Here is a 21,016-nt window from a genome sequence, read left to right on the forward strand (position 1 = left end):
GCGTTCACGCGCGGCTGACACCATCGTGACGGGACGGCCGGGAACGCAACCGGGGCGCGCGGATTGACCCGCGCATTCATCTGTTCCGGAGGACCCCCCTGATGCGCCGCGCCCATCGCACGACCACGAGCCTGACGACCCTTGCCGCCGCCGGACTGCTGTCGACCATGGCCGTGGCACAGGATTTCAACGCCGCCGCCCCGAACGGCGCCGCCTATGACCAGGAACCCGCCTTCAAGGGTCAGACCCGCGCGCCCGAGCTGACCTCGGGCAACGTCGCCCTGACGCAGCGCGTGCTGATCGAGGGGCTGGAGCATCCCTGGGGCCTGGCCGAACTGCCCGGCGGGCAGTGGCTGATCACCGAACGGCCGGGCCGGATGCGCATCTATGACGGCAACGGCACCCTGTCCGAGCCGATCGAGGGCCTGCCCGAGGTCGATGCCCGCGATCAGGGCGGCCTGCACGACGTGTCGGTCGCCGAGGATTTCGCCCAGACCCGCCGCGTCTGGTGGACCTATGCCGAACCGCGGGGCGACGGCACCAACGCCACCGCCGTCGCGACCGGCGTGCTGTCCCAGGACGGCACCACCATGACCGAGGTGCAGCGCATCTGGCAGCAGCAGCCGGCCTGGGCCTCGACCAAGCATTTCGGCGCGCGCATCGTGCATGACGGCGAGGGCCACATCTTCGTGGGCCTGGGAGAGCGCAGCGACCCCGAACCGCGCCAGTATGCGCAGGACCCGCAGGCCACCCTTGGCAAGATCATCCGCATCGACGCGATGGATGGCAGCCCCGCCGGCGCGGGGATCGAGGGCGCGCTGCCCGAGATCTGGTCGATGGGCCATCGCAACATCCAGGGCGCGGCCATGGCTCCCGACGGGCAGCTGTGGATGAACGAGCACGGGCCCAAGGGCGGGGACGAGCTGAACGCGATCGAGGGCGGCCGGAACTACGGCTGGCCGCTGGCCACCTACGGCACCGATTACAGCGGCGCCGAGATGGGCCAGACCCAGGTCGAGGGGACCGAACAGCCCGTCTATTACTGGGACCCCTCGCCCGCGCTGAGCGGCATGACCTTCTATGAGGGCGAGCTGTTCCCCGAATGGCAGGGGCACGCGCTGCTGGGCGGTCTGCAATCGGCGGACATCATCCGGCTGGACATCCAGGAGAACCGGGTCATGGGAGAGGACCGCCACGCCCAAGGCATCGGTCGCGTGCGCGAGGTCGAGGTGGGCCAGGACGGCGCCATCTATGTCATCACCGACGAAGAGAACGGCCAGCTGATCCGCATCACCCCGCAGGGCTGACCGCGGGCCGGGCGGCTGCGGCCGCCCGATCCGTCACACGGGACGGTGCAGATCGTCCTCCGCGGCCTCGGGCGGAATGCCCAGGGCCTCCAACCCGGCCTCCAGCAGATCGGCCAGCCGGGGCTCTCCCATCAGGTAATCCTCGGTCGGCACCGTGCGCTCGGCGCGGGCGGTGCGCATCGCCTCATCCAGCTCCTCTGGCTCGAAGCTGTCGCGTCCGATCCACATGATTGCGACCAGCGCGGCCTGTTCGTCTTCGTTCAGGTCGGCGATGAAGTCGTGCAGCGCGTGGCGCGTGCCGTGCTGGCGCCCGCCCCCCTGATGCGCCCAAGGGTTCACCCCGCTGTCATGGTCGCGGGCCTGGATGATGATATGGGCGATCTTGTCCAAGGCGATCGGCAGCATGGCATGTCTCCGGTTGCGCGCGCCAGCATCGGCCGGGCGCGGCGCGCGGTCAAGCGGGGCGCGGCCGTCAGTCGCGCCGCCCGAACAGCCGTTCGATGTCGCTCAGCGCCAACCGCACCCAGGTGGGGCGGCCGTGGTTGCACTGGCCAGACCTGGGCGTGCGCTCCATCTCGCGCAGAAGGGCGTTCATCTCCTCCGCGGTCATGCGGCGGCCCGAGCGGACCGATCCGTGGCAGGCCATCGACGACAGGACCGCGTCGATGCGCGCCTGCAACCGGTCCGATGCGCCCTGGTCGTCCAGATCGTCCAGGATGTCGCGGATCAGCGCCCGGCCGTCCAGCCGCGCCAGCATCGCGGGCACCTCGCGCAGCGCCACCGCGCCCGGACCGAAGGGCTCGATCCCCAGGCCAAGCCGCGCCAGATCGGGGGCCAGCGCCAGGATGCGGGCGGCCTCGGCCGGGGCCAGCTCCACGATCTCGGGGATCAGCAGGGCCTGGGACGGGATGCCCGACGCGGCGGCCTGCGCCTTGAGCCGCTCATAGACCAGCCGTTCGTGGGCGGCGTGCTGATCGACGATGACCAGCCCGTCGGCAGTCTGGGCGATGATGTAGTTCTCGTGGATCTGCGCCCGCGCGGCGCCCAGGGGCGCGTCGGTCGGGGCGGTCTCGGTCGCGGGTTCCGCCTCCAGCCGCGCCGAGGGGGTCTCGGCAAAGCCCGGCATCTGCGCGACATGGCCCGCCGCGAGGGCCGCCGCCGATGGGCGGTCGGGCTGCCAGGCCAGGCTCGGCCGGCGCGCGGGCTGCGGCGCCGTCGCAGGTTCGGGCCGGAAGGCCGCCAGCGTCGCCGCCCCGACCGTCCCCGAGGCGCGATGCCCCGCCCCCGCCATCGCATGACGCAGCGCGCTGACGATCAGGCCGCGCGCGGCCTGCGGGTCGCGGAACCGCACCTCGGCCTTGGCCGGGTGCACGTTCACGTCCACCAGCTGCGGGTCGCATTCCAGGAACAGCACCGCCGCCGGGTGCCGCCCCGAGGCCAGCACATCCATGTAGCCCGCCCGGAGCGCCCCGGTCAGCAGCTTGTCGCGCACCGGCCTGCCGTTCACGAACAGGTGCTGGGCCACCGCCGCGCCCCGCGAATAGGTGGGCAGCGCGGCGAAGCCGCTCAGCGCGATGTCGTCGCGCAGCGCGTCGATGGGCAGGGCGTTATCGACGAAGTCCGGCCCCATCATCCGCATCAGCCGCGCCTTGAGCGCGCCGAACAGGTCGCCCTGTTCGGCATCCGCGCGCAGGATCTCGCGCCCGTCGGCGGTCAGGGCAAAGCCCACATGCGGGGCGGCCATGGCCAGGCGGCGCAGCGTGTCCGCCACGGCCTGCGTCTCGGCCCGGTCGGTGCGCAGGAACTTGAGCCGCGCGGGCGTGGCAAAGAACAGGTCGCGCAGCTCGACCACGGTGCCCGGATTGCCCGCCGCCGGGCGGACCGGCGCCTGCCGGCCCCCGGTCACCGCGATCACCGCCGCATCGGCCCCCGCCACGCGCGAGGTGATGGTCAGCCGCCCGACCGCGCCAAGCGAGGGCAGCGCCTCGCCGCGAAAGCCGAAGCTGGTGATGGCCAGCAGGTCCGACCCGTCGATCTTGCTGGTCGCATGGCGCGACAGAGCCAGCGGCAGGTCCTCGGGCAGCATGCCGCAGCCGTCATCGGTGACGCGGATCAGGCGCTTGCCGCCCTCCTCGATGGCGATGTCGATGCGGGTGGCGCCTGCGTCCAGCGCGTTCTCGACCAGCTCCTTGACGGCCGATGCGGGACGCTCGACCACCTCGCCCGCCGCGATGCGGTTGGCGGTGGCCTCATCCAGCTGGCGGATCACGGGCCGTATCTTGGGGCTGTGGGTGTTCATTCCGCGATATCTAGCAAATGCGCCCCGCCCTGGCCAGAGATTCGCGGGGCCTGCCGTCGGTCGCGACCGCGCCGCGCCCCACCGGGGCGCGGCGCGCGGTCCCCCGGTCCGGGGGGATCAGTTCGTGACGGGCGTGTCTCCCTCGACCCCCTCGGGCCGCCCGACCAGGACAAAGCGCAGCGCCTCGGGGTCCAGCAGGCGTCGGGCCACGCGGGTCACGTCCTCGGCCGTGACCGCCTCGACCTTGGCGTTGCGCGTGTCAATGTAGTCGATGGGAAATCCGATCAGCTGCATCCCCGCCAGGATCGACGCGATGCGCCCGTTCCCGTCAAAGCGCAGTGGATATTCCCCGGTCAGATAGGTCTTGGCCGCGGTCAGCTCGGCCTCGGTCACGCCTTCGGCCATGCGCGCCCATTCCGCGCGGATCAGCGCCATCGCCTCGGCCGTGGTGGCGTTCGATCCGGCCATGCCGCCCTGCCAGCTCTGCCCGTAAAGCCCGGTGGCCAGCGCGGTGCCCACGCCATAGGTCAGGCCGCGCTTCTCGCGGATCTCCTCCATCAGCCGCGAGCTGAAGCCGCCGCCGCCCAGGATGTGGTTCGCCACGACCGCCGCGAAATAGTCCGGATCGTCGATGGCCAGCCCCGGCCCGGCGAATGCCACGACCGTCTGCGGGCTGTCCCAATCGATCACCGTGACGCCGCCGGTCAGCTGCAGCGGCGCGGGTTCCGGCAGGGGCGCGGTCGCCTGTTCCGGCAGCCCGCCCAGGATGCGGTCCAGCAGCAGCCCCAGCTCCTCGGCCGAGATGTCGCCCGCCGCGCCCACGACCACCCGGTCGCGCGCCAGCACGCGGTTCTTGGCCGCCACCAGGTCCTGCCGGCCCAGGGCCGCGACCCCCTCCAGCGTCCCGTTGATCGAGGTCGCATAGGGATGATCGCCCCAGGCCTGCGCCGCCATCTCCTTGGCGGCGATGCTGTTGGGGTCGGTCGCCTCGGACCGGATCACCGCCTGCACCTGCGCGCGCACGCGGGCCAGCGCGTCGTCGTCGAAACGCGGCTGCGTCAGCGCCTGCGCCAGAAGGTCCGCGGCCTCGTCGCGGTTCTCGCTCAGCGCCTGAAAGCCCACGGACAGGGTGTCGTCGCTGGCCGAGAAGGACAGCCGCGCGCCCAAATCCTCGACCGCGGTCGCGAATTCGGTGGCGTCGCGGTTGCCCGCCCCCTCCTCCAGCAGCGCGGACATCAGGTTCACCGCGCCGCGCCGGTCGGGAGTGTCCATGCTGGCCCCGCCGCGGAACTGGATGTCCAGCGCGACGAAGGGGATGCTGTCGTCCTGCACCAGCCAGGCCTTGATCCCGCCCGGAGAGGTGACGTCCTGGATCTCGATGGCCTGCGCGGGCACGGCCAGCAGGGCCAGGACGGTGGCGATGGCGGCACGGATCATCCTTGCACCTCGGGATTCTGCTCGGGGGTTTCGGGCGCGGGCGCCTCGGATGCGGGCGCCATGGGCGCGGGGGCCTCGGGCGCGGGCGCCGCATCGGCGGCGGCGGCGGTGTCGACCGGGGCCGGGGTCAGCCAGCCGGTGACGGCCCCGCCCTCGGTCAGCACCAGCCGCGCGGCGGCCATCACGTCCTCGGCCGTGACCGCGTCCAGCACGGCGGGCCAGTCGTTCACGTCCTGCACGCTCAGCCCCGTGGACAGGCCCTGGCCATAGTCATAGGCGCGGCCATGGGCCGAATCGCGGCCATAGATCTCTTCGGCGCGGATCTGCACCTTGACCCGCTCCAGCGCCTCGGGGCCGGGACCCTGGGCCAGGAACCGGTCGATCACCGCGTCCAGCGCGGCCTCGGCCTCCTCGGGCGTCACGTCCGGCGCGGGGATCAGCGACAGGCTGAACTCGGTCGCGTCCAGCGACAGCCCGTCATAGCTGGCCCCGGCCCACAGCGCCTTGCCCGGCAGCATCAGCTCCCGTGCCAGGACCGAGGTCTGCGACGACCCGCCCAGCAGCGCGGCCAGCACGCTCAGCGCGGCGGCCTGCTCCTGCTCGCCCGGATTGCGCTCGGGGGCCAGGGTGGTGCGGATCATGCGGGGCTGGGCCACGCGCGGGTCCGACATCTCGATCCGCCGCTCGGTCCGCTTGGGCGGCTCCTGCGGGCGCAGGCGCGGCTCGGCCTCGCCCTTGGCGGGGATGGCGCCGTAATGCTCCTCGGCCAGGGCGCGGGCCTCCTCGGGGGTGACGTCGCCCGCGATCACCAGGACCGCCTCGTTCGGAGAGTAGTGCTCGTCGTACCAGGCCACCGCGTCGTCGCGGGTCAGCGCCTCGATCTCGTCGCGCCAGCCGATGATCGGGCGGCCGTAGGGGTGGTTGTCATAGACGATCGCGTTCATCTCCTCCATGAACAGCGCGGTCGGGTCGCTGTCCACGCGCTGCGCCCGCTCCTCCAGCACGACCTGGCGTTCGGCCTGCCAGTCCTCGTCGCGGATGTTCAGGTTGGCCATGCGGTCGGCCTCCATCTCCATCACCAAGGGCAGGCGGTCGCTGGCGATGCGCTGGAAATAGGCCGTGAAGTCCCATGAGGTGAAGGCGTTGTCGCTGCCGCCATTGGCGGTCACGGTCTTGGACAGCTCGCCGGGCTCCAGGGTGTCGGTGCCCTTGAACATCAGGTGCTCCAGGTAATGCGCGATGCCCGACTTGCCCGGCACCTCATCGGCGGCGCCGATCCGGTACCAGACCATCTGGACGACGACGGGCGCGCGCTCGTCCTGGATGACCACGGTCTCCAGACCGTTCGGCAGGGTGAAATGGCTGATGCCCTCGGGCATCGCCGCGCCGGTATCCGGCGGGACGGTGGCGGCCTCGGGCACGGGGGCGTCCTGCGCCAAGGCGGGCAGGGCGGACATTGCGGTGCTCAGCCCCAGAAGCGCGGCCAGCGCGGGGGCCCTTCCGGACGGCCGGGGGCAGGATGCGGGGTGACGCATGGGTGGTGCAACCTCCTCTTGCTGCCCGCAACTTGGACCGCCCCGACAGGCCGCGCAAGCCGCCCTCGCGCGATTGTGCGGGCCCCGAGAGAGGGTCCGGAGGCCGCAAGGCCGACCGCCGCGCCGGCCCCCTCGATGGGGGGCGGCGCGGCGCCCCTCGCGCCGTCAGGCCAGCCGCAGCGGCAGACTGACCGGCCCGTGCGCCTGCAACCCCGCCTTCCAGCGCACCGGCCCGTCGCTCGCCATCCCCGGCGCGCGGTCCAGCAGCGCCGTGAACAGCACCTCCATGTTCAGCCGCGCCAGATTGTTGCCCAGACAGACATGCACCCCCGTCCCGAAGGCAAGATGCACGTTGGGCCGGCGCCGCACATCGAACCGCTCCGGCGCGTCGAAGGCCTCCGGGTCGCGGTTCGCCGCCGCATAGAGCAGCCCGAACTTCGTCCCCTTGGGCCAGTCCCGGCCGCAGATCGTCAGGTCCTCGGACGCATAGCGGTGAAAGAAGGGCAGCGGCGCGGCAAAGCGGAACATCTCCTGCACCGCCTGCGGCATCAGCCCCGGCTCGGCCCGCAGCAGTGCCGCTTGGTCGGGATGCTCCAGCAGCGCGACCAGCCCCGACCCCAGAACGTCGATGGTCGATCCGTGCCCGGCATGCAGGATCTGCATGATGGTGGCGATCAGTTCGTCATGGGTCATCAGGCCCGCGCGCTCGGCCTCGATCATCGCCGACATCAGGTCGTCGCGGGGCCGCGCCGCGCGTTCGGCGTGCAGGTCCTCCAGCAGCTCGGCGAACAGGCGCGTCGCCTCCTCGGCGCGGGCCTTCTTCGCCGCCGTGCGGTCGATGTCGAAATAGGACACGACGTCATCGGACCACCTCGTCATCTGCGGGGCCAGGTCGGGGTCGGTGCCGATCAGATGGCCGATGACCTGCCCCGGCAGATGCGCCGCCAGATCGGCGGTGAAGTCGATCCGCCCCTGCGGGATCAGCCGGTCCAGCGCCGCCGCGACCCAGCCCGTGACAAAGCCGCGCAGCCCCTCCAGCCGGGTCTTGGTGAAGAACGGAAAGACCGCCCGCCGCAGCCGGTCGTGATCCGGCCCGTCCGTGTCCAGCATCGAGGTCTGCACGAAGCGTTCGTGAAACGGCATGTCGTGGAAATTGCCCGCGACCTGCATCGCGCGTACCTGCTCGGGCGGGGCAAAGGCCGCCGGGTCGCGCACCATGCGCCGATCCAGCGCGATGGCGCGCACATCCGCCATCCGCGCGGCCAGATGCCCGTCGAATCCGGCCCAGAAGGGCAGGCCGGGCCGGGCGCGCAGCCGGTCGTAGGCGGGCCAGGGATCGGCGCCGAATCCCGGCGCCAGCGGGTCGAAATCGGCCCGCAGCTCATTGGTCGTCATGGTCTCAGCGCGCCGCCGGGGCCGGCGCGGTCGAGGTGATCGCCCCCGCGCGCTGCCAGCGGCGCTGCTCGGCCGCGCCGTCCAGCGCCATCGGCGCATAGGCGCGCTGATAGACCGGGGTCCCCGCGATCCGCTCCAACGGGCGGCGGCCGTTGCGGGCGCGCCATTGCGCGTCCTCGATCGCCAACTGCTGGCGGATGGCCGGATCGCTGCCGGTCCGCGCGGCCTGCGCCACCAGCGCCTGATCCGCCGCACCCACGCCGCGATCGGCCAGGCGTTCGGGGCTGCCGCCCAGGGCCGCGACGGCGTCGCCATGCGGATTGGGGTCGGTGATGTTCGCACCGCCCGGCGTGGGCGCGGGCAGCACCGCCAGATCGGGCGGCATGGACAGCGAGCGCGTGGGCAGGATGGCGAACTCGTCCGGTCCGACCTGTCCGGCCTTGATGTTGTTCAGCGTGCCGCCGCCACAGGCGGAGAGGCCCATCGCGGCCGCAAATACGATCACCAGCGCGCTTGTCCGCATGTCCTGCCCCCTTGATCCTTTGCGCCGTTCTAGCCCGGTTTTCCGTCGCCGTCACGACCCTGTTGGTCGGGGCGCGCGAACAGGTCGCCCTGGCGCGGCGTGACCGACGCGGGCGGCGGTGCCGCGGGCTTGGGCTGGACGGGGCGGGCGGCGGTCTTGGGCGCGGCCTTCGCGGCGGGTTTCGCGGGCTTGGCCGCACCCTTGGGCTGCGGCATCAGCACCAGCCCGATGGCGCCCGCAAAGATCGAGATGTCGGCCACGTTGAAGCTGTAGGGGTTCTGCCATCCCGGCAGCGACATGTTCAGGAAATCGGCCACCGCACCATAGAGGACCCGGTCCACCACGTTGCCCAGGGCGCCCCCGATCAGCAGCCCCGCCGCGACGCGGGCGAAGCGGCCCAGCCTCGCGCGCCAGACCCAGATCCAGACCCAGGTGCAGATGACCAGCGCGACCGCGATCAGCACCCACCGCATGATGTCGGTGTCCGAGGCCATCAACCCGAAGTTCACGCCCTGATTCCACGCCATGCGCAGGTTCAGCCAGGGCGGGAACACGTCGATGGCCCGCACCCGGTCCAGGGCCAGCACATGCACGACCCAGTATTTCAGCGCCTGGTCGGCCAGAAAGATCGCCAGCGCGACCCAGAGGACCAGCCGCATGTCGCTGCGGGCGGGGGGCTGGGCCGGGCGGGCCTTGCGGGCCGCGACGGGTTTCGCGGGCGCGGCCATCAGTGGCGGAAGTGGCGCTGGCCGGTCAGGACCATCGCCAGCCCAAGGCGGTTCGCCGCCGCGATCACCTCGTCGTCGCGCATCGAGCCGCCGGGCTGGATCACCGCGCGCGCACCGGCCTCGGCCAGGGCCTCGATGCCGTCGGCAAAGGGGAAGAACGCGTCGGATGCCACCGCAGCGCCGTTGGTCAGCGGCTCGGCCAGGCCCAGGACCTGGGCCATGTCCTCGGACTTGCGCCGCCCGATGCGGGTGCTGTCCACGCGGCTCATCTGGCCCGCGCCGATGCCGACGGTGGCCAGGTCCTTGGCATAGACGATGGCGTTGGATTTCACGTGCTTGGCGACGGTCCAGGCGAACATCAGGTCGGCCAGCTCCTGCTCGGACGGCTGGCGGTCGGACACGATGCGCAGATCGGCGCGGGCCACATGGCCGTTGTCGCGGCCCTGGATCAGCATGCCGCCCGACACCTGCCGAAAGGTCAGCCCGCCCGCGCGCGGATCGGGCAGACCGCCCGTGGTCAGCAGGCGCAGGTTCTTCTTGGCGGCAAAGATGCGGCGCGCGTCGGCGTCGGCATCGGGTGCGATGACGACCTCGGTGAAGATCTTGACGATCTCCTCGGCGGTGGCCCCGTCCAGCGGCTGGTTCAGCGCGATGATGCCACCGAAGGCGGAGGTGCGGTCACAGTCGAACGCCCGCCTGTAGGCTTCCAGCGCCGATCCGCCCTGGGCCGCGCCGCAAGGGTTGGCATGCTTGATGATCGCGCAGGCCGGGCCGTCCGCCGGGTCGAACTCGGACACAAGCTCGAAGGCGGCATCGGTATCGTTGATGTTGTTGTAGGACAGCTCCTTGCCCTGGTGCTGCTGGGCCGTGGCCACGCCGGGGCGCGCCTCGCCCGTGACATAGAAGGCCGCCTGCTGATGCGGGTTCTCGCCATAGCGCAACCCCTGGGCCAGCGTGCCCGCGAAGGCGCGGCGGCGGGGCGTGGCCTCGCCGATGGCATCCGCCATCCAGGTGCTGACGGCGGCGTCATAGGCGGCGGTGCGGGCATAGGCCGTCTGCGCCATCCCCTGGCGGAAGGGCAGGGTCGTGCCGCCATTCGCATCCAGTTCGGCCAGGACCGCGTCGTAATCCTGAACGTCCACGACCACGGTAACGAAACCGTGGTTCTTGGCGGCGGCGCGGATCATCGCCGGGCCGCCGATGTCGATGTTCTCGATGCAGTCGTCATGGGCCGCGCCCTTGGCGACGGTCTCCTCGAAGGGATAGAGGTTCACGACCAGCAGGTCGATCGCGCCGATGCCGTGCTGCTCCATCGCCGCAACGTGGTCGGCATTGTCGCGCAGGGCCAGCAGACCGCCATGCACCGCCGGGTGCAGCGTCTTCACGCGGCCGTCCATCATCTCTGGAAAACCGGTGACATCGGCCACGTCGGTGACGCTCAGGCCCGCATCGCGCAACGCCTTGGCGCTGCCGCCGGTCGACAGGATCTGCACGCCGCGCGCGTCCAGGGCGCGGGCGAAGTCGATCAGGCCGGTCTTGTCGGAAACGGAGATCAGGGCGCGCCGGATGGCAACGGGGTCGGACATGGGGGCCTCGTCATCTGGTTTGACGCCCGATTACCCCTCCCGGCGCGCGCCGTCCAGCCGCTTAGCGGCGGCGGCCGAAGACCTGCCGGGCCAGCTGCAGGGCGCTGACGATCATCACGGCGGTGCCGATCCCGGAGGCAAGCCCCCCCGCGCCGCGCGCGGCGGTGGTCGCGCCGCGCGTGCGCAGCACGGCCTGGGCCAGTTTCAGTCCGACGGCGATGGTGGTCAGGCGCATGGCATCCTCCGCGTGATGGGTCCGCCGGATCAATCCGCGGGGCCGCCCGACGGTTCCCGTCAGCCGGGCTTGCGCAGCCGGGCCATGTAGAAGCCGTCCATGCCGCCCCTGTCGGCCCAGTGATCGGGGCGCAGACGCAGCCCGCCCTCCTCGGTGATCCAGGCGGGGTCGATGCCGGGCAGGTCGGGACGCTCCACGGTCAGGCCGGGATGGCGGGCCAGGACCTCGTCGATCTGCACCTCGCCCTCGTCGGGGATCAGCGAGCAGGTGGCAAAGACCAGCCGACCGCCCGGGCGCAGGATCGACAGGGCGTGATCCAGCATCGCGGCCTGCAGCTCGATCAGTTCGGCGATGCCGTGGCCGTCGCGGATGAAGGGCAGGTCGGGGTGGCGGCGGATGGTGCCCGTGGCCGAACAGGGCGCGTCCAGCAGGATCGCGTCCGGCGCCGTCGCAGGCCGCCAGTCCAGCGCATCGGCGGCGACCAGATCGGCCGTCAGGCGGCAGCGGGTCAGGTTCTCGGTCACGCGCCGCAGGCGCGCCTCGTTGATGTCCAGCGCGGTGACCTGCGCCCCGGCAGCGGCCAGCTGCAGCGTCTTGCCGCCCGGCGCGGCGCAGAGGTCCACGACACGCTCGCCGGGCTGCGGGTCCAGCAGGCGCGCGGGCAGGGCGGCGGCGGCGTCCTGCACCCACCAGTCGCCGCTGTCATAGCCCGGCAGGGCGCTGACATGGACCGGCCCGTGCAGGCGGAACGATCTGGTGGGCAGGGCCTCGGCCCCCGGCGGGGGGGTGGTGCCGGGCTTCAGGGTCAGGTCGATGGGCGCGCCGCGTTGGTGGGCGGCCTCCATCGCGGTCAGGATGGCGGGGCCGTAGGCCTCCTCCAGCGCGGGGCGCAGCCATTCGGGCAGGGGCTGCGGCGGCAGGTCGGCCCAACCGGGATGGTTCGACGCCTTGCGCAGCACGGCGTTCACCATGCCGGCCGCCGCCTGGCCGCGCTTGCCCAGGGTGCGGGTCAGATCGACCGCCGCGCCCACGACGCCATGGGCGGGGGCGCCCAGCTCCAGCATCTCGACCACGGCCAGGCGCAGGACATCGGCGATCTGGGGCGCGGGTTTGCGGGCGACCAGCGGGTCGATGACCCGGTCGGCGCGGCCCTGATGGCGCAGCGTCTCGGCCGCAAGCCGCGCGGCGCGGGCCTGGTCGGCCACGGTCAGGGCGCGCAGCGTGCCGGGCTGGTCGGAGAGCGCGCGCCCCTCGCGCACGCCCTGGATCAATCGCAACGCGCCCATTCGCGCCATATCGCCGCCCGGCTTTGCCAAAACGCTTTCCTTTGCCTAAGTGATGCTCAAGACTGATCCCGCCCCATAGCCTCATTCGGAGGATTGTTCCATGAGCGATGCCAAACCCGACCTTCCGCCCGCCGCCGCGCGCGCCCTGGCCGAGGCCGAGGAGCGCCGCCGCGCCCGCGCCGCCCAGATCCTGCCCAAGGAATATGGCGGCCGCGAGGGGCCGGAGCCCGTCCGCTACGGCGATTACGAAAAGAACGGCATCGCGGTGGATTTCTGAGCATGAACTGGCTGCGCGCATCGGCGACCCAGCAGGGCCGCGCCATCCTGGCGGGCGTCCTGGACCCCATCGACCAGACCGAGGCCTATCTGGCCGCCGCGAAGGATCACCCCGACTGCGCGCGCATCTATGCCCGGCTGACCCCCGCCCGCGCCCGGTCCGAGGCCGTGGCCGCCCATGACCGCGCCAAGCAGGAGCGCCGCCACAGCCTGCTGGACGGCGTGGCCATCAGCTGGAAGGACAATATCGACAGCGGCGGCACGGTGACCGAGGCCGGGTCGCGCCTGCTGGAGGGGCGCGTGCCGCGCAAGGACGCCAACATCCTGGCCCGCGCCGCCCGCCGGGGCACCGTCTGCCTGGGCAAGACGCACATGACCGAGCTGGCCTTTTCCGGGCTGGGCCTGAACCCGCAGACCGCGACCCCGCCCAATGCGCTGGACCCCGATCTGGCGCCGGGAGGGTCGTCCTCCGGGGCGGCGGTGTCGGTGGCGCTCGGGCTGGCGGCGGCGGCGGTGGGCACCGATACCGGCGGCTCGATCCGGGTGCCTGCGGCCTGGAACGGGCTGGTGGGGTTCAAGCCCACCCACGGCGCTCTGCCCGAAAAGGGCGTCGTGCCGCTGGCGCGCCGCTTCGACGTGGCCGGGCCCATCGCCCGCAGCGTCGAGGACTGCGCCCAGATCTTCGCCATCCTGGCCGACCAGCCGGCCCCGGACCTGGAGGGGGCCGGCGTGGCGGGGCTGCGCCTGATGGTGCTGGAGGGGCTGCCCTTCGACGGGGCCGAGGCCGGGCCGGTCGCGGCCTTCCAGGACGCGGTCGAGCGGCTGGCCCGCGCCGGGGCGCAGATCGCGCATGTCTCGACCGACTGGCTGGACAAGGCCATGGCGCTCTCGCCGCAGCTCTTCGCGCCCGAGGCCTATGGCATCTGGCGCGCCCAGATCGAGGATGCGCCCGAACTGATGTGGCCGCCCATCCTGGAGCGGTTCCGCGGCGGCGCCGATGTCAGCGGCCCCGATTACGTCGCGGCCTGGGAGAGCCTGGCCCGCATCCGGCGCAAATGGGTCAAGGAGGTGACCGGCGGCTTTGACGCGGTGCTGGTGCCCACGGTGCCGATCCTGCCGCCCGCGACGGCGCGGCTGATGGAGGATTCGGCCGAGTTCGTGCGTGCGAACCTGCTGACCCTGCGCAACACGCGCATCGCCAACCTGATGGGCCTGCCCTCGGTGACGCTGCCGACCGGGCATCCGGCCTGCGGGCTGTCGCTGATGGGCCATGCGGGCCATGACCGGCACCTGCTGCGCGTGGCCGCGGGCGCGGAGGCGGCGCTGGCGGGCTGATCGCGGCCGGGGCGGCCTCGGCGCTGGACGCAAGGGCGCGATCACGCTACTGTTTCGCCCAAGGAACGGGGCGCAGACCCCGGAAAGCGAGGCAGAGATGGCATTCCCCGCGCGGTTCTCGAACCTGCCGGATTACGCGTTCCCGCGGCTGCGGGCGCTGTTGGCGGACATCACGCCGGGTCTGGAACCCGGCGCGCAGCCCACGATTCTGACCATCGGAGAGCCGCGCCACGCGATGCCCGATTTCGTCGGCCCGATCCTGGCCGACAGCCTGGCGGGATTCGCGAAATACCCCCCGAACGAGGGCGCGCCCGACCTTCTGGCCGCGATCGGCGGCTGGCTGGGGCGGCGGCACGGGCTGGACGTCGCGCCCGAGCGGCTGATGGTGCTGAACGGCACGCGCGAGGGGCTGTTCAACGCCGCCCTGGCGCTGTGCCCGGAGACCAGGAACGGCCAGCGCGCGGCGGTGCTGATTCCCAATCCCTTCTATCAGGTCTATGCGGTGGCGGCCGCGGCGGTCGGGGCCGATCCGATCTTCGTCCCCGCGACGCCCGAGACGGGCAACCTGCCCGATTACGCGGCCCTGGACCCGGCGCTTCTGGACCGGGTGGGGGTCGCCTATCTGTGCTCGCCCGCCAACCCCCAGGGGGCGGTCGCGGGACGCGCCTATCTGGAGACGCTGGTGGCGCTGGCCGAGCGTCACGATTTCCTGATCCTGTCGGACGAATGCTATTCCGAGATCTGGCGCGATGCGCCGCCACCGGGCGCCCTGGCGGTGGCCACGGCGATGGGCCTGCCCGACCGGGTGGTGATGGTCAATTCGCTGTCCAAGCGGTCGAACCTGCCGGGGCTGCGCTCGGGCTTCGCGGCGGGCGGGGCGGCGCAGGTCGCGCGGCTGCGGCAGCTGCGCAACTATGCCGGGGCGCCGCTGCCGCTGCCGCTGCAGCGGGTCAGCGCCGCCGCTTGGAGCGACGAGGCGCATGTCGACGCGTCTCGTGCGCTGTACCAGCAGAAATACGCCATCGCCGATGCGGTGCTGGGCGACATTCCGGGCTATCTGGCGCCCGAGGGCGGGTTCTTTCTGTGGCTGCCGGTCGAGGACGGCGAACGGGCGGCGCGCGATCTCTGGGCGCGGGCGGGCATCCAGGTGCTGCCGGGGGCCTATCTGTCGCGCGACGTGGACGGCGCCAATCCGGGCGCGGGATTCGTGCGGGTGGCGCTGGTCGCCGATGCCGATCAGACGCGGGACGCGCTGACCCGGCTGCGGGCGGTTCTTTACGACGGGGCGGGGGGCTGACGACATGGCAAGCTGGCAGGCGAAACACCGCGACCCGCTGTTCGACCAATCCACCCGCACCGCGCTGGAGCGGCGCGGCAAAGAGGCGATCGGCGCCGGGCTGATCGTGCTGGGCATCCTGGTCGCGATGATGCTGGGCAGCTGGTCGCCCGACGATCCGGCCTTCGGATCGGCCACCGACGCTCCGGCGCAGAACCTGATGGGCGGGGTCGGGGCGATGATCGCCTCGGCGCTGATCATGATCGCGGGACTGGGGGCCTGGATGCTGGTCGTCGCGGCCTGGGTCTGGGGCCTGCGCATGATGCTGCACCGGGGCGAGGAGCGGGTGATGCGCGCGGTCTTCACGCCGATCGCGGTGGCGCTGGTGTCGGTCTATGCCAGCACGCTGGTGCCCGGTCCCGGCTGGCAGCAGAACTATGGCCTAGGCGGGCATTTCGGCGACATGGTCATGGGGGCGATGCTGAACCTGCTGCCGATGAAGGCGCAGCTGGGCATCCGCCTGTCGGGCCTGCTGGTCGCGGCGGCGACGCTGGCGGCGGGGGCCTTCGTGTTGGGCTTCGACCGGGCCGAGCTGTCGGCGCTGTGGCTGCGCTTCCGCGCGGGGCTGATGACGGCGGTGCAGGGCGCGGCCCTGGGTGCGCTGGCTGCGCAGCGTGGCGTCGCACGGATGCGCAAGCCGGCCGAGCCGGCCCCCGACGCGCCCCGCGCGGCCCCGGTCGTCGCTGCGCGTCGCCGCCCCGCCCCGCCGCCGGAATTCGAGCTGGAGGCCGAGATGCCCGAGCCCGAACTGATCGAGCCGGAGCTGATCGAGCGCGACATCGACTTCGACGCGGACCCGCCCTCCGAGGCGGAGGTGCGCGGCCGCATCAGCGACGCGATCCGGTCCAGCACGGCCAAGACCTCAGTCCTGAAGGTGGTGGCGCAGCGTCTGGTCCGCGACGGCGCGACCCCCGCCGCCGACATCCCCGCGCCGCTGCCCGCCGCCGAGACCGCCCGTCCCGCCCCCCGCCGCGCCGATCCCCTGCCGCGCCCCGAGGACAGCGGCCCCGCCTATGAGCGCCCGCCGCTGGCGCTGCTGTCGGCGCCCTCGGCCAGCGGTGCCGTGCCGGTGTCGCAGGAGGCGCTGATGGAGAACGCCCGCATGCTGGAGGCGGTGCTGGACGATTACGGCGTCAAGGGCCAGATCACCGAGGTCCGCCCCGGCCCGGTCGTGACGCTTTACGAGCTGGAACCCGCGCCGGGCCTGAAGGCCAGCCGCGTGATCGGCCTGGCCGATGACATCGCGCGCTCCATGTCGGCCCTGTCCGCCCGCGTCAGCACGGTCCCCGGCCGCACCGTCATCGGGATCGAACTGCCCAATGCGAAACGCGAGAAGGTGCTGCTGCGCGAGATCTTTGCCTCCCGCGCCTTCGGTGACGGCACGCAGCCGCTGCCTTTGGCGCTTGGCAAGGATATCGGCGGCGATCCGGTCGTGGCGAACCTGGCCAAGATGCCCCATCTGCTGATCGCGGGCACCACCGGGTCGGGCAAATCGGTCGCGATCAACACGATGATCCTGTCGCTGCTCTACAAGCTGACGCCGGACGAATGCCGGCTGATCATGATCGACCCCAAGATGCTGGAACTGTCGGTCTATGACGGCATCCCGCATCTGCTGTCCCCGGTCGTCACCGACCCCAAGAAGGCCGTCGTCGCGCTGAAATGGGTCGTCGGAGAGATGGAGGACCGCTATCGCAAGATGTCCAAGATGGGCGTGCGCAACATCGAAGGTTACAACGGCCGCGTCATCGAGGCCCTGCGCAAGGGCGAGATGTTCAAGCGCACCGTCCAGACCGGCTTCGACGAGGATACCGGAGACGCCATCTGGGAGACCGAGGAGTTCCAGCCCGAGACCTTCCCCTATATCGTCGTGGTCGTGGACGAGATGGCCGACCTGATGATGGTCGCGGGCAAGGAGATCGAGGCCTGCATTCAGCGCCTGGCGCAGATGGCCCGCGCCTCGGGCATCCACCTGATCATGGCCACGCAGCGCCCGTCCGTCGATGTCATCACCGGCACGATCAAGGCGAACTTCCCCACGCGGGTCAGCTTTCAGGTGACCTCCAAGATCGACAGCCGCACCATCCTGGGCGAGCAGGGGGCCGAGCAGCTGCTGGGTCAGGGCGACATGCTCTACATGGGCAACGGCGCGCGGATCACCCGCATCCACGGCCCCTTCGTCAGCGACGAGGAGGTCGAGGAGGTGGTGACGCATCTGAAATCCTTCGGGCCGCCCAGCTACAAGTCGGGCGTGGTCGAGGGCCCCGAGGATGACAAGGCCGACGACATCGACGCGGTGCTGGGCCTGGGCGGCGGCGATGGCGGGGACGATGCGCTTTATGATCAGGCGGTGATGATCGTCGCCAAGGACCGCAAATGTTCGACCAGCTACATCCAGCGCAAGCTGGCTATCGGCTACAACAAGGCGGCGCGGCTGGTTGAGCAGATGGAGGAGCAGGGCGTGGTCAGCCCCGCCAACCATGTCGGCAAGCGCGAGGTGCTGGTCCCCGAGGTCTGACCGAGGGGGCCCGAGGAGAGAGCCATGCCGATCTGGCAGCTGCACATGCTGAACGCGCGCGGCGCGTTGACGCCCATCATGGCCGAGATCCGCGCCCATGCCCGCGAGGTCGTGGCGCTGGTCGAGGCGCATCTGGACCTGCCGCGCTTCGACCTGGTGGTGCGGGCGGGCGATCACGGGGTCCCGGACTGGGGCATCGCGGGTCAGGCGCCCACCCCCGGCATCATCGAGCTGGTGCTGGACCCCGCCCGCGTCACGCCGGAGCATTTCCGCCGCACGCTGGTCCGCCAGATGCACCGGCTGGCCCGGTGGGAGGGGCCGGGGCACGGGCCGTCCTTGGGCGAGGCGCTGGTCGGCGAGGGGCTGGCGGGGCATTTCGTGCTGCAGGTGATGGGCGGGCCGGCAGATCCTTGGGATCAGGTCAGGCCGGTCTCGGGGACGCTGAAGCAGGCGGCGGCGGGCTGGGCGCGGCGCGACCACGACATCGGCGAATGGTTCCTCGGTCGCGGGCGGATGCGGAAATGGACAGGCTTTGGCCTGGGGCACCGGCTGGTGGCCGAGCATCTGGCCGAGGGGCAGGATGCGGCGCTGCTGGTCCATGCCCCGGCCGACGCGTTCCGGCAGGCGCTGCGCCGCCTGATGGCGATGGAGGGGATCGAGGAGGAGGCTCCGGTCGAGGCCGATGCGGAGCCCGAGGCGGTGGCCGAGCCTGCGGAGGGCACGGCGCCCGAGGCGGAGGCCGAGCCGGTTGCGTCCCGCGACGCCGGGGGGCCAGCCCCCCGGACCCCCCGACCGGAGTGATCCGCGCCCGCGCTCAGCGGCGCGGGGTCAGCGCCATGGCGGCGCCCAGAAGCAGCCCGGTGACCCCGCCGCCCAGATGCGCCTGCCAGGCGATCGAGGGCAACAGCAGCGTCAGCGCAATGTTCAGCACCAGGAGCAGCCCGACCGAGCGCACCAGCGGCCCGGTCGAGAGGTGGCGGCGGCGCAGCGTCACCGCCGCATGTCCGACCAGCGCCCCGGCCAGACCGAAGATCGCGCCGGAGGCACCCACCATGGGACCCGCCTGCGGCGCCATGACCGCGAAGGTCAGCGCGGCGGCCACTTGGGTCAGCGCATAGACCAGCGCCATCCGCGCCGAGCCGATCATCCGCTGCAGCTCGCGTCCCACCGCCACCAGCGAGATCATGTTCATCGCCAGATGCAGCAGCCCCGCATGCAGGAGGCCATAGGTCAGGAACATCAGCACGCCCTGACCAGGATAGAGCCCGACGCCCCCCTGCAGAAGCGGCGTCCAGAAGCCGCCGAGAAGCACCCCGGCGACACGCGCCCGTTCGAAGCCCAGAAGGGGGGCGATCTGGGTCGCGGCCTCCACGAGGCAGCAGAGCAGCACGACCGCGCGCAGCCACAAAGGCAGGCGCAGCGGTCCGGGCCGGGCGATGCGCGGGATCGCCACGGGGCGGTCGTCCAGGGCCTGGGGGGCGTTCATCCGGCGGGTCAGTCGTCGGCGCGGATCTGGCGGGCCTCGTCGATCAGCATGATCGGGATGCCCGAGCGGATCGGGAAGGCCAGGCCCGCCGCGCGCGACACCAGCTCCTGCCGGGCGGCGTCGTAGGACAGGGTGGTGTGCGTCACGGGGCAGACCAGCGCCTCGATCATGGCGCGGTCGAAGGCGGGTTCGGTCATTGCAGTCGGTCCTCGTTCTCTCCGCCGTGCAGGGCGAACTCGATCAGCCCGACCAGCAGCTCGCGCCGGTCCGACAGGGTGGGGGATTCCAGCAGCGCCTGCTTGTCGCCGGGGCCGAAGGGCAGCATCATCGACAGGGAGTTGATCAGCAGCTCATCCTCGGCCTGCGCGGCGGCGTCCCAATCGGTGGACAGCGCATTGGCCTGCATGAAACGGTTCAGCAGCGCGAAGACCGCATCCCGGTCCAGGCCGCGGTCCTGCTCGGCGCCGCCGCGGTCGCGGTCGAAGGACGACCAGTCCACGCGCCCCTGGAGATAGGGGGCGAAGCCCTCCTCGACCTCCTGCAGACGGAAGCGCGACACCGCGCCGAGCGAGATCATCATCCGCCCGTCATCCGTCTCGGAGAAGGCCACCACGCGCCCCGCGCAGCCGATGGCGGCCAGGCCGTCGCCCTCGGGCTGGATCATGCCGATCAGGCGGTGGTCGGTCCGCAGCGTGTCCTCCAGCATCTGCAGATAGCGCGGCTCGAAGATGTGCAGCGGCATCCGGGCACGCGGCATAAGCACGGCGCCGGGCAGCGGGAACAGCGGGATGCGGTCGGGAAGGTCGAAACGCGGCGGCATGGCTCAGGCGAAGATCAGCGACGACAGGCGGCGGCGGCCCTTCTGCCCGATGGGATCGGTGGGCTTGAGGCTGTCGAAGATGGTGATCAGCTGCGCCTTGGCGGCCCCGTCGTTCCAGTCGCGGTCGCGGCGGAAGCTGTCCAGCAGGATGTCGATGGCCTCCTCCAGCCGGCCCGCGGCATGCAGCGCCTGCGCGTATTCCAGACGGGCCTGCTGATCGGCGGGATCGGCCGTGACGCGGGCGGCCAGATCGTCCAGGGGACCGGCGCTGGCGGCCTGCTGGGCCAGGGCCAGCTGGGCGCGCGCGGCCTCCACGGGGCCGGCATGGGCCAGCGGGCTGGGCACCTGCGTCAGGGTCGCTGCGGCGGCGGCGTGGTCGCCTGCCGCCAGATGGGCGCGGATCAGCCCGCCCCAGGCCTCGGGGCTGTCGGGCAGCTCGCCGATGATGGCGGTGAAGGTCTCGACGGCATCGGCGGTCTCGCCGTCCTCGATCATCTGCTCGGCGGCGGCGATGGCATCGGCGAGGCCCCCGTCATCGCCCGACATGGCGGCCAGCTTGTCCACGAACTGCTTGATCTGGCTGGGCGGGATCGCGCCCTGGAAGGCATCGACGGGCTGGCCCTGGAAGAAGGCATAGACCGTCGGGATCGACTGCACGCGCAGCTGGCCCGCGATCATCTGGTTCTCGTCCACGTTGATCTTGGCCATGCGCACGCGGCCCTTGTGGCGGGCGACCTCGGCCTCCAGCGCGGGGCCGAGCGTCTTGCACGGCCCGCACCACGGCGCCCAGAAATCGACGATGACCGGGGTCTTCATCGACGCCTCGACGACCTCGGCCATGAAGGTGGCCTCGGTCACGTCCTTGATGAAATCGTCGGTCTTGGGCGCCTGCGCCCCGTCGAAAAGCATGGTCA

At 71.8% G+C, this 21,016-nt stretch carries 20 protein-coding genes; 6 read left to right on the top strand and 14 right to left on the bottom strand.

Annotated features, from left to right (window positions below):
• Positions 1-101 precede the first annotated feature (101 nt).
• On the top strand, positions 102-1,307 hold the full coding sequence (locus tag AC2SGK_RS11965) for a PQQ-dependent sugar dehydrogenase (protein ID WP_488323755.1): 1,206 nt from the start codon (positions 102-104) through the stop codon (positions 1,305-1,307).
• Between the two features lie 33 nt (positions 1,308-1,340).
• Here AC2SGK_RS11965 and AC2SGK_RS11970 read toward each other — a convergent pair whose 3' ends face one another.
• The 10 genes from AC2SGK_RS11970 to AC2SGK_RS12015 all read right to left on the bottom strand — a co-directional run bounded on the left by AC2SGK_RS11970 (position 1,341) and on the right by AC2SGK_RS12015 (position 12,340).
• The gene (locus tag AC2SGK_RS11970) at positions 1,341-1,712 is read right to left on the bottom strand and encodes a DUF3775 domain-containing protein (RefSeq protein WP_488323756.1); all 372 of its coding nucleotides are present in this window, start codon (positions 1,710-1,712) and stop codon (positions 1,341-1,343) included.
• A 67-nt stretch (positions 1,713-1,779) separates the two neighbouring features.
• Positions 1,780-3,606: a DNA mismatch repair endonuclease MutL gene (gene mutL, locus AC2SGK_RS11975; RefSeq protein ID WP_488323757.1), complete on the bottom strand. Its 1,827-nt coding sequence runs from the start codon at positions 3,604-3,606 to the stop codon at positions 1,780-1,782.
• A 117-nt stretch (positions 3,607-3,723) separates the two neighbouring features.
• The gene (locus tag AC2SGK_RS11980; RefSeq protein WP_488323758.1) at positions 3,724-5,043 is read right to left on the bottom strand and encodes a M16 family metallopeptidase; all 1,320 of its coding nucleotides are present in this window, start codon (positions 5,041-5,043) and stop codon (positions 3,724-3,726) included.
• Positions 5,040-6,500, bottom strand: a complete 1,461-nt coding sequence (locus AC2SGK_RS11985; protein WP_488323759.1) for a M16 family metallopeptidase — start codon at positions 6,498-6,500, stop codon at positions 5,040-5,042. Before AC2SGK_RS11985 ends, AC2SGK_RS11980 begins: the two co-directional genes overlap by 4 nt.
• Positions 6,501-6,743: 243 nt before the next feature.
• Positions 6,744-7,973, bottom strand: coding sequence for a cytochrome P450 (locus AC2SGK_RS11990; protein ID WP_488323760.1), 1,230 nt, complete (start codon positions 7,971-7,973; stop codon positions 6,744-6,746).
• A gap of 4 nt (positions 7,974-7,977) precedes the next feature.
• Positions 7,978-8,496, bottom strand: coding sequence for a DUF3035 domain-containing protein (locus AC2SGK_RS11995; RefSeq protein ID WP_488323761.1), 519 nt, complete (start codon positions 8,494-8,496; stop codon positions 7,978-7,980).
• 29 nt (positions 8,497-8,525) lie between these two features.
• On the bottom strand, positions 8,526-9,224 hold the full coding sequence (gene lspA / locus AC2SGK_RS12000) for a signal peptidase II (protein ID WP_488323762.1): 699 nt from the start codon (positions 9,222-9,224) through the stop codon (positions 8,526-8,528).
• Positions 9,224-10,810, bottom strand: a complete 1,587-nt coding sequence (purH, locus tag AC2SGK_RS12005) for a bifunctional phosphoribosylaminoimidazolecarboxamide formyltransferase/IMP cyclohydrolase (protein WP_488323763.1) — start codon at positions 10,808-10,810, stop codon at positions 9,224-9,226. The genes lspA and purH overlap by 1 nt, the downstream gene beginning before the upstream one ends.
• 61 nt (positions 10,811-10,871) lie before the next feature.
• Positions 10,872-11,045, bottom strand: coding sequence for a hypothetical protein (locus AC2SGK_RS12010; protein ID WP_488323764.1), 174 nt, complete (start codon positions 11,043-11,045; stop codon positions 10,872-10,874).
• Positions 11,046-11,104: 59 nt separating this feature from the next.
• The gene (locus tag AC2SGK_RS12015) at positions 11,105-12,340 is read right to left on the bottom strand and encodes an RsmB/NOP family class I SAM-dependent RNA methyltransferase (protein ID WP_488323779.1); all 1,236 of its coding nucleotides are present in this window, start codon (positions 12,338-12,340) and stop codon (positions 11,105-11,107) included.
• A 91-nt stretch (positions 12,341-12,431) separates the two neighbouring features.
• Here AC2SGK_RS12015 and AC2SGK_RS12020 point away from each other — a divergent pair, with 91 nt between their 5' ends.
• The 5 genes from AC2SGK_RS12020 (at position 12,432) to AC2SGK_RS12040 (ending at position 18,597) form a co-directional block, all read left to right on the top strand.
• Positions 12,432-12,608 (top strand): DUF1674 domain-containing protein, encoded by a 177-nt coding sequence (locus tag AC2SGK_RS12020; protein WP_411838204.1) that lies wholly within the window; start codon positions 12,432-12,434, stop codon positions 12,606-12,608.
• A gap of 2 nt (positions 12,609-12,610) precedes the next feature.
• Complete coding sequence (locus AC2SGK_RS12025) at positions 12,611-13,942, top strand: amidase (protein ID WP_488323765.1); 1,332 nt, start codon at positions 12,611-12,613, stop codon at positions 13,940-13,942.
• A gap of 97 nt (positions 13,943-14,039) precedes the next feature.
• A complete protein-coding gene (locus AC2SGK_RS12030) occupies positions 14,040-15,239 on the top strand; it encodes an aminotransferase class I/II-fold pyridoxal phosphate-dependent enzyme (protein ID WP_488323766.1) in 1,200 nt (399 codons plus the stop codon).
• A 4-nt stretch (positions 15,240-15,243) separates the two neighbouring features.
• Positions 15,244-17,796 carry a DNA translocase FtsK gene (locus AC2SGK_RS12035; RefSeq protein ID WP_488323767.1) on the top strand — a complete coding sequence of 851 codons (2,553 nt, stop codon included), beginning with the start codon at positions 15,244-15,246 and terminating at the stop codon, positions 17,794-17,796.
• A 24-nt stretch (positions 17,797-17,820) separates the two neighbouring features.
• On the top strand, positions 17,821-18,597 hold the full coding sequence (locus tag AC2SGK_RS12040) for a DUF2268 domain-containing putative Zn-dependent protease (RefSeq protein WP_488323768.1): 777 nt from the start codon (positions 17,821-17,823) through the stop codon (positions 18,595-18,597).
• A 13-nt stretch (positions 18,598-18,610) separates the two neighbouring features.
• Here AC2SGK_RS12040 and AC2SGK_RS12045 read toward each other — a convergent pair whose 3' ends face one another.
• Genes AC2SGK_RS12045 through AC2SGK_RS12060 form a run of 4 tightly spaced genes read right to left on the bottom strand, consistent with a single transcriptional unit; the run spans position 18,611 to position 21,011 of the window.
• Entirely contained in the window at positions 18,611-19,282 is a 672-nt protein-coding gene (locus AC2SGK_RS12045; RefSeq protein ID WP_488323769.1) for a rhomboid family intramembrane serine protease, read from the bottom strand.
• Between the two features lie 8 nt (positions 19,283-19,290).
• Positions 19,291-19,479: a Trm112 family protein gene (locus AC2SGK_RS12050; RefSeq protein ID WP_411838210.1), complete on the bottom strand. Its 189-nt coding sequence runs from the start codon at positions 19,477-19,479 to the stop codon at positions 19,291-19,293.
• Positions 19,476-20,102 (bottom strand): LON peptidase substrate-binding domain-containing protein, encoded by a 627-nt coding sequence (locus tag AC2SGK_RS12055; RefSeq protein WP_488323770.1) that lies wholly within the window; start codon positions 20,100-20,102, stop codon positions 19,476-19,478. Before AC2SGK_RS12055 ends, AC2SGK_RS12050 begins: the two co-directional genes overlap by 4 nt.
• Positions 20,103-20,105: 3 nt before the next feature.
• Positions 20,106-21,011 carry a tetratricopeptide repeat protein gene (locus AC2SGK_RS12060; protein WP_488323780.1) on the bottom strand — a complete coding sequence of 302 codons (906 nt, stop codon included), beginning with the start codon at positions 21,009-21,011 and terminating at the stop codon, positions 20,106-20,108.
• Positions 21,012-21,016: the final 5 nt, after the last annotated feature.

Source organism: Paracoccus sp. NIOT.M2S5SZ12, assembly GCF_057748165.1.

Coding starts and splice junctions, on each gene's coding strand:
- AC2SGK_RS11965 (WP_488323755.1), top strand. CDS start 102: ATGCGCCGCGCCCATCGCACGACCACGAGCCTGACGACCCTTGCCGCC.
- AC2SGK_RS11970 (WP_488323756.1), bottom strand. CDS start 1,712: ATGCTGCCGATCGCCTTGGACAAGATCGCCCATATCATCATCCAGGCC.
- mutL (WP_488323757.1), bottom strand. CDS start 3,606: ATGAACACCCACAGCCCCAAGATACGGCCCGTGATCCGCCAGCTGGAT.
- AC2SGK_RS11980 (WP_488323758.1), bottom strand. CDS start 5,043: ATGATCCGTGCCGCCATCGCCACCGTCCTGGCCCTGCTGGCCGTGCCC.
- AC2SGK_RS11985 (WP_488323759.1), bottom strand. CDS start 6,500: ATGTCCGCCCTGCCCGCCTTGGCGCAGGACGCCCCCGTGCCCGAGGCC.
- AC2SGK_RS11990 (WP_488323760.1), bottom strand. CDS start 7,973: ATGACGACCAATGAGCTGCGGGCCGATTTCGACCCGCTGGCGCCGGGA.
- AC2SGK_RS11995 (WP_488323761.1), bottom strand. CDS start 8,496: ATGCGGACAAGCGCGCTGGTGATCGTATTTGCGGCCGCGATGGGCCTC.
- lspA (WP_488323762.1), bottom strand. CDS start 9,224: ATGGCCGCGCCCGCGAAACCCGTCGCGGCCCGCAAGGCCCGCCCGGCC.
- purH (WP_488323763.1), bottom strand. CDS start 10,810: ATGTCCGACCCCGTTGCCATCCGGCGCGCCCTGATCTCCGTTTCCGAC.
- AC2SGK_RS12010 (WP_488323764.1), bottom strand. CDS start 11,045: ATGCGCCTGACCACCATCGCCGTCGGACTGAAACTGGCCCAGGCCGTG.
- AC2SGK_RS12015 (WP_488323779.1), bottom strand. CDS start 12,340: ATGGCGCGAATGGGCGCGTTGCGATTGATCCAGGGCGTGCGCGAGGGG.
- AC2SGK_RS12020 (WP_411838204.1), top strand. CDS start 12,432: ATGAGCGATGCCAAACCCGACCTTCCGCCCGCCGCCGCGCGCGCCCTG.
- AC2SGK_RS12025 (WP_488323765.1), top strand. CDS start 12,611: ATGAACTGGCTGCGCGCATCGGCGACCCAGCAGGGCCGCGCCATCCTG.
- AC2SGK_RS12030 (WP_488323766.1), top strand. CDS start 14,040: ATGGCATTCCCCGCGCGGTTCTCGAACCTGCCGGATTACGCGTTCCCG.
- AC2SGK_RS12035 (WP_488323767.1), top strand. CDS start 15,244: ATGGCAAGCTGGCAGGCGAAACACCGCGACCCGCTGTTCGACCAATCC.
- AC2SGK_RS12040 (WP_488323768.1), top strand. CDS start 17,821: ATGCCGATCTGGCAGCTGCACATGCTGAACGCGCGCGGCGCGTTGACG.
- AC2SGK_RS12045 (WP_488323769.1), bottom strand. CDS start 19,282: ATGAACGCCCCCCAGGCCCTGGACGACCGCCCCGTGGCGATCCCGCGC.
- AC2SGK_RS12050 (WP_411838210.1), bottom strand. CDS start 19,479: ATGACCGAACCCGCCTTCGACCGCGCCATGATCGAGGCGCTGGTCTGC.
- AC2SGK_RS12055 (WP_488323770.1), bottom strand. CDS start 20,102: ATGCCGCCGCGTTTCGACCTTCCCGACCGCATCCCGCTGTTCCCGCTG.
- AC2SGK_RS12060 (WP_488323780.1), bottom strand. CDS start 21,011: ATGCTTTTCGACGGGGCGCAGGCGCCCAAGACCGACGATTTCATCAAG.